Below are 15,223 nucleotides of genomic sequence, written 5' to 3'. Positions count from 1 at the left end.
TCGTTTATTTTTTTAGGTAGTGAACTGCATCTTTAAATTGTCTTCCCCTGTCTTCGTAATTTTCAAAGAGATCGAAACTAGCACAGGCAGGAGATAAAAGCACTGCATCATTATCCTCTGTCAATCCATATGCTTTTGCAACAGCATCAGGCATATTTGAAGATTCAATGATTGTATCTACACAGTTGCTAAAAGCATTGTATATTTTCTGATTGTCTATTCCTAAACATACAATAGCTTTTACTTTTTCATTGACTAAAGGAAGTAAGTCTTCATAGACATTTCCCTTATCTACTCCCCCAACGATCCAAACTGTTGGCGCTGTCATACTATCCAAAGCATAAAAGGTAGCATTAACATTAGTCGCTTTAGAATCGTTAATAAAGGCTACCTTATTTATTTTTCCTAATTGCTCTAGCCGATGCTCAACCCCCTGAAAGCTTTCCATACTTTCTCGGATAGTTTGCTTTCTTATTTTTAATAATCGGGCTGCTGTGGATGCCGCCATTGCATTTCTTGTATTGTGGTCGCCTTTTACGGCTAAATCGTTAACAGACATAGTAAATAAGTTATGGTTTAGTTTTATATTTATTTTATTATCCTCTATAAAAGCCGAAAGGTCAGCCATTATCGTAGTCTTAGTAAAAGGGATTAACTGCGCTCTTACCGTATTTTTTGCTAGCCAATTCACAATCACCTCGTCATCTTTATTGTAAATAAGGAAATCGTCTTTAGTTTGATTTTTTGTGATTTTGAATTTTGCCTGAATATATTCTTGGAAATTATTGTGATAACGATCTAAGTGATCTGGTGTAATACTGGTTAAAATAGCAATATGAGGTCTAAACTCTTCTACGCCGTCCAACTGAAAACTACTCAGCTCCAAAACGTAATTATGAAAGCTTTGTCTAGCGACCTGTTCAGCGAAACTAAATCCTACATTCCCAGCCATGGAGACCGATAAACCTGCATTCCTCAAAATATGATACACCATATTGGTGACAGTAGTTTTCCCGTTGGAGCCTGTGATCCCAATAATATTAGCATCTGTAAACCAGGATGCAAATTCAATTTCTGAAATGATCTTTATACCGCGTTCTCGAAGATTTTTGATCACCTCAAGATCATCTGAAATACCAGGGCTTTTTACAATAAGATCTGCCTCCTGTAATCTAGAAACAGTATGTCCCCCTTCTTCAAAGTCGATGTCCTCTTTTTTGAGTTTGGCTCTAAATTTTGGCTTTAGCTTTGAAAAATCAGACAAAAACACATCATAGGATTTGTCTTTTCCCAGAATGGCTGCGCCTACGCCACTTTCACCTCCCCCTAAAACGATCAGTTTTTCCATTTATCGAATTTTTAGGGTTACAATAGTGATTACAGCCAGTAAAATCCCGATAATCCAAAATCTAACAGCAATTTTTGACTCGTGGAATCCTAGCTTTTGATAATGATGGTGCAAAGGCGACATTAAAAATATACGTCGGCCTTGTCCAGTTCTTTTCTTGGTGTATTTGAACCAGCCTACTTGAAAGATAACGGATAAAATTTCAATAAAGAAAATTCCACACAGAATAGGAATGAGTAACTCTTTACGGGTTGCAATAGCTATTACAGCTATAATCCCTCCAATGGTTAAACTCCCTGTGTCTCCCATAAATACTTGAGCGGGATAGGTATTGTACCATAGAAATCCTACTAAAGCTCCTGCAAAAGCGGTAATAAAAACAGTCATTTCTCCAGACCTAGGAATGTTCATGACATTTAAATAATCAGAGAAAATAACATTTCCAGATACCCAAGCAAAAATACCCAGAGTAAGGACTATAATCGCAGAACTCCCTGCTGCAAGTCCATCAATTCCATCGGTCAAATTAGCACCATTGGAAACGGCAGTCACAATAATAATGACAATAGGAATAAAAATGAGCCATGCATAGCTTTTTGCGCCTTCACTTATCCAAGAGATTGCTTTGGTATAGTCCAATTCGTTATTCTTGAAAAAAGGAATAGTCGTCGTTGTAGATTTCTCTTCTGGCGAAGTCTCAGAAATCATTTGAACATTATTTGTCGTCGTTACTTTGTTGTCCGATCGAACTGTAACATCGGGATGAAAATACATCACTGCTCCTACAAATATTCCCAAACCAACCTGCCCAACGATTTTAAATTTTCCCTTTAAACCTTCCTTGTTTTTTTTGGTGATTTTAATATAATCATCCAAAAATCCAATAGCTCCCATCCAGATGGTGGTAACAATTAGGAGGATGACATAAATATTATTCAACTGAGCCAATAATAATACAGGAATAAGGGTAGACATAATTATGATAAGTCCACCCATTGTAGGTGTGCCAGCTTTTTCCTTTTGACCTTCTAAACCCAGCTCCCTAACACTTTCTCCTATTTGCTTTCTCTGTAGAAAAAGGATAATACGCTTACCGAAAATTGTAGAAATTGAAAGAGATAGAATGATCGCAAATGCAGCTCTAAAAGAGATATATTGAAACAAGCGAGCGCCAGGCAAATCGTAATTGTTTTCTAAGAATTCAAATAAATGATAAAGCATATCTTATTTGTTAAGTTGGTCTAATAGCTCTTTTACAATTTTTAGATCATCGAAATCTGATCGCACCCCATTAATTTCTTGGTAGGTTTCGTGACCTTTTCCTGCGATTAATATAATATCCCTCTGTTGTGCCAAGTTACAAGCTGTCTTTATGGCCTGTAGTCTAGAGGTTATACTCAAAGTCTTGGAAACATCTTGAGGCTCTACCCCTTTCTCAATATCGTTAATGATGGAGTCTGGATCTTCTGTACGTGGATTGTCGCTAGTGAAAATCACTTTTGTACTCAAATTTCCAGCAATTTTGCCCATAAGAGGACGCTTAGTGGTATCGCGATCTCCACCACAACCCATTACAGTAATAAGCTCTTCACTTCTTGTTCGTATAGCATTGGTAGTCTGAAGTACATTTTTTAAAGCATCGGGCGTGTGAGCGTAATCCACAATGATATGTATGCCGGTTGAAGACACATGATGTTGGTATCTTCCGTCCACGGGTTTCAACTGACTCAAGTACTGAAGATTCTCGATAGCTTCAACTTCAAGTAAGTCTGCAACTGCATAAACGGCCAGTAAATTATAAGCATTAAAATCTCCAATAAACCTTGACCAAACTTCGGTGCCGTTGATATTGAGTTTTAAGCCAGAAAAGCTTTTTTCTAAAATCTTTACTTTGTAATCTGTTAGGTTTTTAACTCCATAACCAAAGGTTTTTGCTTTTGTATTTTGAAGCATGTAATTTCCATTTTTATCATCCACGTTGGTTAAGGCGAATGCTTTTTTGGACAACTGATCGAAAAACCTCTTCTTAACATTTCTATATTCTGCAAACGTCTTGTGATAATCTAAGTGATCTTGAGATAAGTTCGTAAAAACCCCTCCTTCAAAATCGAGACCTAATGTTCTGTGTTGAGCAATCCCGTGAGAACTCACTTCCATAAAGCAAAATTCTATCCCAACTTCGTTCATTTCTTTTAAATAAGAATTGATAGTTAAAGAATCTGGAGTGGTAAGCTTTGTTGGATAATCTTTGTCATCTACTTTGATGACTACTGTTGAAATTAATCCTACTTTAAACCCTAAAGCCTTAAACATCTGATATAACAAAGAGGTTACTGTCGTTTTACCGTTTGTTCCAGTCACCCCAATAAGCTTCAAATTGGCAGAAGGATTATCGTAATAATTGGAAGCCATTACGGCTAATGCCTCTCGACAATCTTTTACATGTATATAAGACACTTCCGGAGTAAGCTCAGTAGGAAATTCTTCACAAACAATTACATTAGCACCTTTTGCGACAGCCGTTTCTATAAATTCATGGCCATCTGCAGTTTCGCCTTTTATAGCCACAAATACATCTTGAGCTGAAATTAATCGGCTATCAAAATGAATTTTTTTGATATCTACCGCCGTAGAACCCTTTACAGATTCTATCGCCACTTTATATAATATGTCTTTTAAAACTCTCAACTTGAAATCAGATTTATACGTTGGTTATTTGAAATTTTACTTCCTTTTTTAATCGATTGCTTTATCACTGTTCCTTGTCCAATTAAATTGACTTGCAAACCTAAATTCTCCAAAATAGAAACCGCATCCATAGCTGGGTAGCCAGTTAAATCTGGCATTATAGTTTTATATTTTTGAGAGGTTTCATAGTAATTTTCATAGGAAGAAGATGCAAAATTGGAAGGGATAGCTTCCCTAAGCATCTCATCTTTAAGAGGAGTATCTATAAAAATCTTTTGAGCAATCTTTTCAAAAACAGGTGCCGCTACTGTACTCCCATAATAGCCGATTTCAGGATTTGGTTTATGAATAACCACTATGCAAGAATATTTAGGAGCTTCCGCAGGAAAGTAACCTACAAAGGAGGATACATACCGCCCAGACTCTATCCAGTATTCTGTTTGGCAGGTTCCTGTTTTGCCCGCCATAGAAAAGTTGGGGTTGTAAATATTGCTACCCGTTCCCTCTTCCACGACTTTTTTCATCATGGCCTGAAGTTTTTTTGCTGTTTCCTCAGAACAAATGCTTTCTTCTAAAATAGGCTCTACGTAGGATTCGATTAAGGTATTTTTATCTCTAACTTCTTTTATAAATTTCGGTTTTATCTTTACACCATCGTTGGCAATAGCGTTGTAAAACGTGAGGATTTGCAAAGAGGTTAAAGAAACCCCATAACCAAAAGACATCCAAGGCAAGGTGGTTCCATACCAATTAGAATCTTCAGGATGTGGAATTTTGGGCTCACCTTCTCCTTTAATTTTCAAACCTATCTTTTCATTAAGCCCCATATTGTAGAGGCGATTTACAAATCGCTCTGGATCATCTTTATAATTATTATAAATCATTTTAGCAAAAGCCGTATTGGAAGAAACCTCAAAAGCTTTTGCAGCAGAGATTTTTCCGTAACCACCGCGTTTTGAATCGTAAACTTTTCGATCAAAAAACTGAACCATTCCTTTTTCAGTATCAAAAACAGTACTGGTATCGATCACTCTATCTTCAAGCGCTGCCGCCATACTCATCAACTTAAAAGTAGAACCTGGCTCGTGAGGCTCGTAAACAGCGTAGTTGAGTTTCTCGTAATACTTTGTTGAATTTTTAATTCGACCTAAATTTGAAATCGCCTTAATCTCTCCCGTTTTGGTTTCCATAACCACGACACTTCCATGATCGGCTTCAAATTTTTCCAACTGTTCCAGTAAAGCATGATGCGCAACATCCTGGATATTTACATCTATCGTAGAAATAACATCGTATCCGTCTTCGGGCTCAACCTCGTTAACATCACTTATAGGCTTCCACTGTCCTTTAGCGATTTTCTGTTTTAAGCGTTGACCTTGTTTCCCCTTTAAGTATTCATCAAAAGCACCTTCAAGGCCTACGTTTCCAAAACCTACGGTTCGTTCACCAATTTTGCCTAACGGATTTTCACGAACTGTAGATTGTTCAGCGATAAATCCACCCTTGTAAGGGCCCAGATTAAATAAAGGAAATTCTCGAATCTTGATATAATCTGAATAATCGAGTTGCTTGGCAATTAAGACATATCTATTTTTAATGACACGCGCTCTTTTAAGTTTTCGAAGATAATCGTCCTTAGAACCTCCTAGCATTTTCGATAATTCTGTAGCTAAAGCTGAAGCATACTTTTGGAAATTGGCTTCAGAAACAGTAACCGCGTCAAATCTAATATCGTATTTAGGAACCGATGTAGCCAGCAAGTTCATATTGGTATCATAGAGATTCCCTCGGTTGGGTTCAATATTGAAATTTCTAAACACGGTTTGCTGGGCGATATCCTTATACTTTTGTCCTTCAACGATTTGGATATCAAATAATTTGTATCCCATCCCCATAAACACAAGTACAAGTAAAGCTGCAATGATATAAAACCGCCTTAAAATGCTTTTATCTGTTGTCATTTTATTGAGATTTTATGGTGATTTTGTAGGGACGCTGATCCGACAATCCAATGGAACGCTTCTCCATTTTTTTAGCTACGTTGGATTCCATTTTCTTTTGCATCACCGTTTTACGTGTGTCTACAAATTCGCTTCTTAACTCTCTAAGTTGCTGGTTGAGTTCTGCAACTTGATATACTTTTCGTTCTGCACTGTGTGAACTCGCAATCATAATGATAGCCAGCAAAGCACAAAAAACAATGAAAACCCAATGGTTGAAAGCACCATCGCTTACCAAAAACTTCCCTTTTAGAATATTTGCTAAACCCGTTTTCATCTTTATAATTTTTCTCCTATTCTTAATTTCGCACTTCTAGATCTTTTGTTTTCCTGTAATTCTGTAGCGCCTGGAGTTATCATTTTCCCCACTTTTTTAAAAGGCACCAGCATATTTCCATAAAAGTCTTTTTCGGGAGCACCAGAAAACTTCCCATCCCTAATAAATCTTTTTACCAAACGGTCTTCTAAAGAGTGATACGAAATCAGACTTAGCCTCCCGCCTTTGGTCATCAATTCTGAAGTTTGAAGCAAAAACTCTTTTAAAGCCTCCATTTCCTGATTCACTTCAATACGGATAGCTTGGTAAACCTGTGCTAAAAATTTATTCACCTTAGTCGGAGGGAAAAAAGGCGTTAACAAATCATTTAAATCCTTTGTAGATTTAATAGGCTCATTACTTCTACGTTCAACAATGGCGTTAGCAAGTTTCCGTGACATTTTGATTTCACCATACTGCCAGATCAATTGAGCTAATTGCTCTTGGGAATAAGTGTTCACCAATTCTGAAGCACTTAAGCCCGTGTTTTGATCCATTCTCATATCCAATTCAGCTTCAAACCGAATGGAAAATCCACGTTCTCCTTTATCAAATTGATGTGAGGAGACTCCAAAATCGCCTAAAATTCCATCAACTTCTTTCACCCCTTCTAGCCTTAAAAAGCGCTTTATAAATCTGAAATTGGCCGGGATTAAGGTGAACCTCGGATCGTCTATACTATTTTCTTGAGCATCTTGATCTTGATCGAAAGCAAAAAGCCGCCCTTTTTCTCCAAGTCGAGATAAAATCTCAGCCGAATGGCCACCACCTCCAAAGGTCACATCTACATAAGTCCCATCGGGCTGTATAGACATGCCATCAACGCTTTCTTTTAGCAAAACTGGTAAGTGATAGGCTTTACTCGTCATTATCATTTCCCATTACATCTTCAGCTAATTCTGCAAATCCTTCAGAATCGCTTACGACAGATTCATATTTATCTTTATTCCAAATTTCTACGATATTGATCGCAGAAGAAACGACGATCTCTTTCTCAATCCCAGCAAAGCCAATCAGATCTTTTGGAATCAATAATCTTCCATTGGTATCCACCTCAATCACCCTCACACCAGCTGAAAATTTTCGTATAAAATCGTTGTTCTTTTTGCTGAATCTATTCAATCCGTTCATTTTGTCCATGAGCAAATTCCATTGACTCATCGGATACAGCTCCAGACAAGGCTGAAACACAGAACGTTTCAAAACAAAGCCCTCTTCGAGAGTAGGGAGCATCTGCTTTTTCAGCGAAGACGGTAGCATAAGTCGACCTTTTGTGTCAACTTTGCATTCGTATGTCCCAATGAGGTTGTTCATGATAGATTCAATTCAACTTCAAATATATTGAAATTTTTACCACATTTTACCACTTTCTACCACATTGTGGATAACTTTTTCCTAAAGAAGGCTTTAAGAGTTGTTGATATACCTATTCCCTAGTGGTTTCAGGCCTTCATGATTTAGCTAAATCGCTGTGGATAAAGTGAATAATTCTAGCGATTGGATTGATTTCGACTTAAGTTTGCTTATTCAACTGGAAAAAAAGGTCGTTAAAAGGCTTATTTTCATTGAATTAGATTAAACTAGTACAAGTCCTAAAATCAGTGTACCTTTCTTATTCAAATATCTTTATATTTGAATTTTGAAATTTTAAAAACCTCATGGAAGAACATATAAAGCAGGAAGGAAAATTTAAATACTTTGAAAAGGGCGAAGGAACTCCAATAGTCATTTTGCATGGACTAATGGGAGGCTTAAGTAACTTCGATGGAGTTATGAATTATTTCCCTACAAAAGGGTATAAAGTAGTGGTTCCTGAGCTTCCACTTTATGACTTACCTTTATTAAAAACCAACACTAAAAACCTGACCAAGTACATTAAAGAATTTATAGACTTTAAGAATTATGGCAAGGTCATACTAGTTGGAAATTCTCTAGGTGGACATATTGGTTTATTAACCACCAAACTCTATCCAGAGAGTATAAAGGCTCTTGTGATTACAGGAAGTTCTGGTCTTTATGAAAGCGCGATGGGTGAAAGTTATCCAAAGCGAGGCGATTATGAATACATGAAAAAGAAAGTTCAAGATGTTTTTTATAATCCTGAAATCGCAACACCAGAAATCATCGATGATGTATACAGTGTAGTGAATGATAGAAATAAATTGATAAGAACCCTTTCTATAGCGAAGAGTGCTATACGCCATAATATGTCCAAGGATTTACCAGACATGCATACGCCAACCTGTATCATTTGGGGGAAACAGGATGAAGTCACTCCTCCAGAAGTGGGTAAAGATTTTAACAAGCTTTTACCAGACTCTGAGTTGTTTTGGATAGACAAATGTGGCCATGCAGCTATGATGGAACATCCAGATGAGTTCAATAAAATTTTATACGCTTGGCTTCAAAAAAGAAACTTTTAGTCTATTATGAAAATTAAGACTTCAGAATTTGTAATGAGTAATTCGGATGTGACCAAATGTCCCAATTCTCAATTACCAGAATACGCTTTTATTGGCAGAAGTAATGTGGGTAAATCTTCATTGATCAATATGCTTACAGACCGCAATAGCCTAGCAAAAGTTTCTGGTAAACCAGGAAAAACCAGACTTATTAATCATTTTTTGATTAACGATTCTTGGCACCTTGTCGATTTACCTGGCTATGGTTATGCTAAAGTGAGTAAACAAGAAAAGAAAACCTTCCAAAAATACATCACCGCTTATTTCGAAAAGAGACAGCAATTGGTCAATACCTTTGTCCTTATAGATTCTAGACATGCTCCACAACCTATAGACCTTGAGTTTTTAGAATGGCTAGGAATGAACGCCATTCCATTTTCAATTGTATTTACAAAAGCGGATAAATTAAAGCCCAAAGCTTTAGAAAATAATATTGCCGATTACAAATCCAAATTAATGGAAACTTGGGAGGAGCTTCCTCCTTCTTTTACGACCTCTTCTGCTCATAAAATTGGAAGAGATGATATTCTAAATTATATCCAGAATATCAATCAAACCCTGGTATAATAGATCAAATTCTAGATTTTACCTTTTCTATCAGCACCTCTACCTCTTCAATCTCGTTAAGTTCTTTATTGGACATTAGAAGGCTCAACTCATAGTTATCTTGAAAGAGAATGACAGGGAGTTCGTAGAGGCTTTCAAATTTAGATTTGAAATTCTTCTGATAGTCATCCTTGTGCAAAAAGACAAACTCCATATCAGTTTCCTTTCTAAATGCTTTCCATTTCCTATTTTCTGAAAGCAACCCGTAGGTTAAATCACAAAGATTACATTCGTAAGTTTTAGGGCTGAAAATTTTGTGGGCACTATCGAGTAGGCCGTTTTTTGTGCCAGAATTGGCATTGTAAACAAAAATTACGGCTTTGTTACTTTTTGTCATCATTGGGTTTAGCATCTTCAATATCCATCTTTTCTGCAAAATAAGCACAAAAATCTTTCATGGTTTCTGTCATTTTCTTATCGTCTGTGGCTCTGTAAAATGTATCGCTCATCCCCACTAAAATCTGGTGAAAGAACTTTTTCATTTCATCGACCGGCATTTCCTTGGTCCATAAATCTATACGAAGAGTCTCTTGCTTTTGATGATCCCAAATACTCAAAAAAGCTGCTTTTGCTTCTTCATTATCGATCCCGCCATCTTGAGCAGACCAAGTGAGTTTTTCTGGAATTCTATTTTCGTCCGTTTCTACGTTGATTCTAATTTCAGATTTTTTTTCAATCATTGCTTAAGGTTTATAATTTGATTTTTTAAAAATAGCATCAGACTCCATATTCAGCAGGTCTTTTATACTAGTATTAGGATTTTTATTCATAAAGGCTTTTACTATTTGCCAACCTATATACTGTCCTATTCTAGGGGAAGACTCATTGTCCAATTCCAAATAAAATTTAGAATAAGGCGCTAGGTTGATAAAGCGATCTTCCAAAGTAGAGTCGGTGGAGTAAATCAAGTTTCGCTCTACAAAAAAGGACCAGATTTGGGTTTCATTTTCTTCGGCCCATTGAAGTTGATCTTCAGAATAATAAAGTTTTGCAGCATCAGATTTAAAAGGAATAAGAAGGTCTTTTAAATAAAGGATCTTACCGTAATAAATCATTTCCGACATGAATTTCCTAGACCTCTTTTCATCGATATGCTGCTTAGCAAAGGCCTCTGCCACATCGGAAAGCAGGAATCTTTTATCTTGCTGAAAGGCGATATAGTCAGCGAAACCTCCATAAAACTTATGGTCTTGTCCTAAATAGTTATCCAAGGAGATAAGAAGTAAATCTTCGGTTAGCACCAATTTATTTCTATAATTCACCTCTTCGGCCAACGTATAAACTTTTGGGAGTTTATAAGACGGAAAATAATATTTAGCGTATTTAAAAAAACGCTCTAAATCTTCTTTTTCTTTATCAAAATTCGGAAAAGCTTGATTAACCTCAGCATGAATTTCCTTTTGCAAGTCACTTTGCATTTTTGAAATCCATAAACTATCTGGGACTTGCTCTGGAAATAAACGTGGAAAGTTATTTTTCAGCCTTGGTAAATCCATTGCCGAAGCTTGAGCAAACTCTTGATCGAACCTAATTAATTCTAAGTCAATACTAAGGTCTTCAGCCTCTGAGTTTAGCTTGGAGTTATGATCACAACTCGCCATGAAACAACAAAGGCTCAACAAAATTAAACGAAATCTCATATTTAAAGACATTTGGTTTTGTACCTAAATAGAATACTTATATTTGGTGCAAATGTAGTATTTAAAAGGTAAATCATAGCTTATGAAGTCTCAAAAAACCATAGATTATATAGCCAATTGGATGAAAGAATATCTCAATAGCAGCGGGCAAAATGGTTTTGTGATTGGTATTTCTGGAGGAATAGATTCTGCAGTCACCTCAGCACTTTGTGCACAAACTGGCAGACCTACCTTATGTGTAGAATTGCCTATACACCAACACAAAGACCAGGTGTCGAGGGCTAGAAAACATATCGATCATTTGGAAGGACGATTTGGAAATGTAAGCTCTGTAAAAGTTGATCTTTCCAACACCTTCGACACCTTCAAAAATAGTTTACCAGAGATCGAAGATAAAAATCTAAGAGACTTTTCACTAGCCAACTCAAGGGCAAGATTAAGAATGACAAGCCTTTATTATTTTGCGGGTATCCACGGCTATTTGGTTGCTGGTACTGGAAATAAAGTTGAAGACTTTGGAGTAGGATTTTACACCAAATATGGAGATGGAGGCGTTGACCTAAGCCCTCTTGCCGATTTGATGAAAAGTGAAGTCTTCGAACTTGCAAAGGACCTTAGCATAATAGATGACATTCAAAATGCAGAGCCTACCGATGGTTTGTTTGGAGATAGTAGAACCGATGAAGATCAAATTGGGGCCAGCTACGACGAATTGGAATGGGCAATGACTTTTGACGGTGAAACCTCCGAAATTTCTGACAGAGAACAAGAGGTTTTGAAAATTTATAATACCATGAACAAATCTAATCAACATAAGATGCAACCGGTTCCGGTGTGTGAAATTCCTCGGGAATTAAAGTAATTCACTTATAAGACCCGATTTAATTTATTGGAAATCAAAACTTCCAATCCATTATACTCCATGGTTTCTATCATCAATTCGCGATCCACTTCATCTTTTTGATCTCTTATGATTTCACTTAAATCTTGAACTTTTTTTCTGATGAGGAATCGGCGTAAATTTAAAATGGTTTCCATGACTTCTCTAGGGTCCAACTCGCTTTTATCAATTACAAAAATCTCCTGACGCTTCCAATCGTGTAGTTGATTTTTCTCATTTTCCATAATAATAGACGTCACCTCTTGAGACAAATCTGGCTTTAGATGGTTGATAAAAGTATCGATCTTCAAGTCTCTTTCTTTTGTATAAATCTCAATAATAAGGGCATATAATTCCTTAAACAAAGGATTAGAAAATTCAACCTCATCCTCCTGGAGTTCTATAAATATTTTTTCAAACACAACGTATTCACGTTTTACTTCAGTATGCTTGTCCTTGTCAAAATCATCAAAATCGAAGTCTACATCTACAAATACTGCAGTCTTACCCCCATATTTTAGAAGCAACTGAATAATATTTCTCTCTAGCACATATTGCTGATCCACTTTAGAAACGACTGGCTCATTTTTTTTCTCCTTTACGACCTCTAAAGACTGCTGTCTAGGTCGGCGCTGACTTTCTTTTCTTTCCTTAGCTAAAATCTGTGCAAGTGTACTAAAAAGAACATCTTCAGAAACATCTAAAAGGTTGGAGCAGGTTTGGATGTAAATTTCCTGAGTAATTTGATCTGGTATTTTAGAAATAGAATTCACAATATCCCTGACCACTTCAGCCTTTTGTACAGGATCATTTTCCGCATCCTCGAGTAATAAGGAAGCTTTGAATCTTATAAAATCCTGAGCATTGCTATTGAGATAAGTTTCTAACTCTTCTTTGGAATTAGATTTCGCAAAACTATCTGGATCTTCACCATCTGGAAATAAGCAGACTTTCACGTTCATGCCTTGTTCCAAAATCAAATCAATCCCACGCACAGAAGCTCTTAATCCCGCAGCATCCCCATCAAATAAAACTGTAATATTATTGGTAAGTCTATTGATAAGTCTAATTTGCTCTGGCGTTAAAGCTGTACCAGAAGAAGCGACTACATTTTCAATTCCTGTTTGGTTAAATTGAATCACATCCGTATACCCTTCCACTAGATAACAGTTGTCTGCCTTAGCAATAGCCTGCTTGGCCTGATAAAGCCCATACAAAACTTTGCTTTTATGATAGACATCACTTTCAGGTGAATTGAGGTATTTTGCCTGTTTCTTATCATTTGTGAGAATTCTACCTCCAAACCCTAAAATTCTTCCAGACATCGAGTGTATAGGGAACATCACCCGACCTTTAAACCTGTCGAAGCGCTTTTCTCCCTTTACGATACTAAGCCCGGTTTTCTCCAAGAACTCCAAACGGTACCCCTTTTCTAAAGCTGCATCTGTGAACGCTTGCCACTCATCTGGAGAATAGCCGAGATCGAACTTCTCCATCGTTTCTGACGTAAATCCCCTGTTCTTAAAATAACTGAGACCAACTGACTTCCCTTCATCGGTATGAAGCATTTGTTTGATGAAAAAAGATTTGGCAAACTCATTGACCAAGTACATACTTTCTCTCTCACTTGCCTTTTCTTTTTCTTCTGAAGATTGCTCCGTTTCTTCGACTTCAATATTGTAACGTTTTGCTAAATGCTTTATGGCTTCAGGGTAAGTATAGTGCTCATGTTCCATTAAGAAAGCAACCACATTTCCTCCTTTACCAGAACTGAAATCTTTCCAGATTTGCTTCACTGGAGAGACCATAAAACTAGGAGATCGCTCTTCGGTAAAAGGACTCAATCCCTTAAAATTGCTGCCAGATTTTTTCAACTGAACGTAATCGCCAATCACTTCCTCTACTCGGGAAATATCAAAGACTTTGTCAATAGTAGATTTACTTATCAATGGAATTTAATTTGAAATAAATGTAAGGATAAAATTATTTTTCTCGATCAATTACATAATCTATCATCAATTCAAGAGAAGCTTTGTAAGGAGAATCTGGATAACGTTGAAGAATTTCTGAGGCCTCGCTTTGAAATTCTTTCATTTTAATTTGAGCATAACTAAGCCCTCCCACAGATTTTACATAATCTATCACTTCATTCACGCGCTTTTTGTCTTTATTGTGATTTTTAACAGAATTGATGATCCAACTTTTTTCTTTTTTGGACGCTTGATTGATCGCATAAATAAGAGGTAAAGTCATTTTCTGTTCTTTAATATCTATACCAGTAGGCTTACCTATTTTTTGGTCACCATAATCGAAGAGATCATCTTTAATCTGAAAAGCCATTCCTATAAGTTCTCCAAATTTACGCATATCCTCCACGTCTTTAGAACCTGGTCTTACAGCAGCAGCACCAAGACTACAACAAGCGGCTATGAGGGTAGCGGTTTTTTGCCGAATAATCTCATAATAAATGTCTTCAGTAATATCAAGTCGGCGTGCTTTCTCAATTTGAAGTAATTCACCCTCACTCATTTCACGTACGGCAACTGAAATAATCTTTAATAAATCGAAGTCATCATTATCGATAGATAACAAAAGCCCCTTAGACAGCATGTAGTCACCGACCAAAACCGCTATCTTATTTTTCCATAAGGCATTGATGGAAAAGAAACCACGACGTTGGTTACTATCATCCACAATATCATCGTGAACCAAGGTAGCCGTGTGGATGAGCTCTATAACAGAAGCCCCACGATAAGTCCTATCATTCACCTCTCCTTTAGACACCATTTTGGCGACAAGAAAGACGAACATAGGTCGCATTTGCTTGCCTTTTCTGTTAACGATAAAGTGAGTGATTTTATTGAGAAGGGCTACACGTGAAGACATGAAAAGAGAGAACTTTTTTTCAAAAAGTTCCATCTCATGAGCTATCGGTTCTTTTATTTGTGAGACAGTTTTCAATGCGCAACAAAGATAGAGTTTTATGTCTTAAAAAGGCCTTAAAACTATGGTTGGAAAACAGCTTTACTTTAGCTCGGATAGTTTGAAGTTGCAAACTTCGAAGAGTGGTAACTTCCCAAGCTGATGCAAAGGATTCTTTGTTTTACGTGATGTAAAGATTAAAAACATCATTTAGCGGTTATTTTCTTCTCCGATTACACCATANNCCCCAGCTGGTGCGAGCGTCTCGCTCGTACACACTATCTAATTTATATCAATTTCCAAAATGGTATGGTCATCATTACCATAATTTCTTGCACTGCTAAATTTCCAATCTATTGGG

15 protein-coding genes are annotated in these 15,223 nt (G+C 36.7%); 3 read left to right on the top strand and 12 right to left on the bottom strand.

Going from position 1 to position 15,223, the window contains the following annotated elements; all coding sequences use genetic code 11:
* Positions 1-4: 4 nt before the first annotated feature.
* From murD to mraZ, 7 genes are read right to left on the bottom strand one after another with little or no spacing between them, the layout of a single operon-like run.
* Positions 5-1,348, bottom strand: a complete 1,344-nt coding sequence (gene murD, locus PGOND44_RS11745; protein WP_003442410.1) for a UDP-N-acetylmuramoyl-L-alanine--D-glutamate ligase — start codon at positions 1,346-1,348, stop codon at positions 5-7.
* Positions 1,349-2,569, bottom strand: a complete 1,221-nt coding sequence (gene mraY, locus PGOND44_RS11740; protein ID WP_003442409.1) for a phospho-N-acetylmuramoyl-pentapeptide-transferase — start codon at positions 2,567-2,569, stop codon at positions 1,349-1,351.
* 3 nt (positions 2,570-2,572) lie between these two features.
* Entirely contained in the window at positions 2,573-4,036 is a 1,464-nt protein-coding gene (locus PGOND44_RS11735; protein ID WP_003442408.1) for a UDP-N-acetylmuramoyl-L-alanyl-D-glutamate--2,6-diaminopimelate ligase, read from the bottom strand.
* Complete coding sequence (locus PGOND44_RS11730; protein WP_003442407.1) at positions 4,033-5,997, bottom strand: penicillin-binding protein; 1,965 nt, start codon at positions 5,995-5,997, stop codon at positions 4,033-4,035. Before PGOND44_RS11730 ends, PGOND44_RS11735 begins: the two co-directional genes overlap by 4 nt.
* A gap of 1 nt (position 5,998) precedes the next feature.
* Complete coding sequence (locus PGOND44_RS11725) at positions 5,999-6,313, bottom strand: FtsL-like putative cell division protein (protein WP_003442406.1); 315 nt, start codon at positions 6,311-6,313, stop codon at positions 5,999-6,001.
* 2 nt (positions 6,314-6,315) lie between these two features.
* Positions 6,316-7,221 carry a 16S rRNA (cytosine(1402)-N(4))-methyltransferase RsmH gene (gene rsmH, locus PGOND44_RS11720; RefSeq protein WP_003442405.1) on the bottom strand — a complete coding sequence of 302 codons (906 nt, stop codon included), beginning with the start codon at positions 7,219-7,221 and terminating at the stop codon, positions 6,316-6,318.
* Positions 7,211-7,666: a division/cell wall cluster transcriptional repressor MraZ gene (mraZ, locus tag PGOND44_RS11715; RefSeq protein ID WP_040556112.1), complete on the bottom strand. Its 456-nt coding sequence runs from the start codon at positions 7,664-7,666 to the stop codon at positions 7,211-7,213. The genes rsmH and mraZ overlap by 11 nt, the downstream gene beginning before the upstream one ends.
* 344 nt (positions 7,667-8,010) lie before the next feature.
* On the opposite strand from mraZ, the gene PGOND44_RS11710 reads away from it, so the two are divergent.
* Positions 8,011-8,775 carry an alpha/beta fold hydrolase gene (locus PGOND44_RS11710; RefSeq protein ID WP_003442403.1) on the top strand — a complete coding sequence of 255 codons (765 nt, stop codon included), beginning with the start codon at positions 8,011-8,013 and terminating at the stop codon, positions 8,773-8,775.
* 6 nt (positions 8,776-8,781) lie between these two features.
* On the top strand, positions 8,782-9,381 hold the full coding sequence (gene yihA, locus PGOND44_RS11705; RefSeq protein WP_003442401.1) for a ribosome biogenesis GTP-binding protein YihA/YsxC: 600 nt from the start codon (positions 8,782-8,784) through the stop codon (positions 9,379-9,381).
* A 4-nt stretch (positions 9,382-9,385) separates the two neighbouring features.
* Here yihA and PGOND44_RS11700 read toward each other — a convergent pair whose 3' ends face one another.
* From PGOND44_RS11700 to gldB, 3 genes are read right to left on the bottom strand one after another with little or no spacing between them, the layout of a single operon-like run.
* Positions 9,386-9,760 carry a GTPase gene (locus tag PGOND44_RS11700; RefSeq protein ID WP_236611996.1) on the bottom strand — a complete coding sequence of 125 codons (375 nt, stop codon included), beginning with the start codon at positions 9,758-9,760 and terminating at the stop codon, positions 9,386-9,388.
* Positions 9,744-10,100: a gliding motility protein GldC gene (gene gldC, locus PGOND44_RS11695; protein WP_003442397.1), complete on the bottom strand. Its 357-nt coding sequence runs from the start codon at positions 10,098-10,100 to the stop codon at positions 9,744-9,746. The genes PGOND44_RS11700 and gldC overlap by 17 nt, the downstream gene beginning before the upstream one ends.
* Positions 10,101-10,103: 3 nt before the next feature.
* Positions 10,104-11,060 carry a gliding motility lipoprotein GldB gene (gldB, locus tag PGOND44_RS11690; RefSeq protein ID WP_262500726.1) on the bottom strand — a complete coding sequence of 319 codons (957 nt, stop codon included), beginning with the start codon at positions 11,058-11,060 and terminating at the stop codon, positions 10,104-10,106.
* 82 nt (positions 11,061-11,142) lie between these two features.
* On the opposite strand from gldB, the gene nadE reads away from it, so the two are divergent.
* Positions 11,143-11,922, top strand: a complete 780-nt coding sequence (gene nadE / locus PGOND44_RS11685; protein ID WP_003442394.1) for an NAD(+) synthase — start codon at positions 11,143-11,145, stop codon at positions 11,920-11,922.
* Between the two features lie 5 nt (positions 11,923-11,927).
* Here the strand turns inward: nadE and dnaG are convergent, their stop codons facing one another.
* Both dnaG and PGOND44_RS11675 read right to left on the bottom strand, forming a co-directional pair.
* The gene (gene dnaG / locus PGOND44_RS11680) at positions 11,928-13,889 is read right to left on the bottom strand and encodes a DNA primase (RefSeq protein WP_003442392.1); all 1,962 of its coding nucleotides are present in this window, start codon (positions 13,887-13,889) and stop codon (positions 11,928-11,930) included.
* A 34-nt stretch (positions 13,890-13,923) separates the two neighbouring features.
* Entirely contained in the window at positions 13,924-14,901 is a 978-nt protein-coding gene (locus tag PGOND44_RS11675) for a polyprenyl synthetase family protein (RefSeq protein WP_003442390.1), read from the bottom strand.
* Between the last annotated feature and the right edge of the window lie 322 nt (positions 14,902-15,223).

It is taken from the genome of Psychroflexus gondwanensis ACAM 44 (assembly GCF_000355905.1).
Taxonomy (GTDB): Bacteria; Bacteroidota; Bacteroidia; order Flavobacteriales; family Flavobacteriaceae; genus Psychroflexus; species Psychroflexus gondwanensis.
This window is presented reverse-complemented; position numbering and strand designations above follow the sequence as displayed.

Bases quoted from the DNA above. Each gene is read 5' to 3' on its own strand.
- PGOND44_RS11700 (WP_236611996.1), bottom strand. From the start codon at position 9,760: ATGATGACAAAAAGTAACAAAGCCGTAATTTTTGTTTACAATGCCAAT.
- mraY (WP_003442409.1), bottom strand. From the start codon at position 2,569: ATGCTTTATCATTTATTTGAATTCTTAGAAAACAATTACGATTTGCCT.
- gldB (WP_262500726.1), bottom strand. From the start codon at position 11,060: ATGAGATTTCGTTTAATTTTGTTGAGCCTTTGTTGTTTCATGGCGAGT.
- nadE (WP_003442394.1), top strand. From the start codon at position 11,143: ATGAAGTCTCAAAAAACCATAGATTATATAGCCAATTGGATGAAAGAA.
- murD (WP_003442410.1), bottom strand. From the start codon at position 1,348: ATGGAAAAACTGATCGTTTTAGGGGGAGGTGAAAGTGGCGTAGGCGCA.
- mraZ (WP_040556112.1), bottom strand. From the start codon at position 7,666: ATGAACAACCTCATTGGGACATACGAATGCAAAGTTGACACAAAAGGT.
- PGOND44_RS11710 (WP_003442403.1), top strand. From the start codon at position 8,011: ATGGAAGAACATATAAAGCAGGAAGGAAAATTTAAATACTTTGAAAAG.
- yihA (WP_003442401.1), top strand. From the start codon at position 8,782: ATGAAAATTAAGACTTCAGAATTTGTAATGAGTAATTCGGATGTGACC.
- PGOND44_RS11725 (WP_003442406.1), bottom strand. From the start codon at position 6,313: ATGAAAACGGGTTTAGCAAATATTCTAAAAGGGAAGTTTTTGGTAAGC.
- rsmH (WP_003442405.1), bottom strand. From the start codon at position 7,221: ATGACGAGTAAAGCCTATCACTTACCAGTTTTGCTAAAAGAAAGCGTT.
- PGOND44_RS11730 (WP_003442407.1), bottom strand. From the start codon at position 5,997: ATGACAACAGATAAAAGCATTTTAAGGCGGTTTTATATCATTGCAGCT.
- gldC (WP_003442397.1), bottom strand. From the start codon at position 10,100: ATGATTGAAAAAAAATCTGAAATTAGAATCAACGTAGAAACGGACGAA.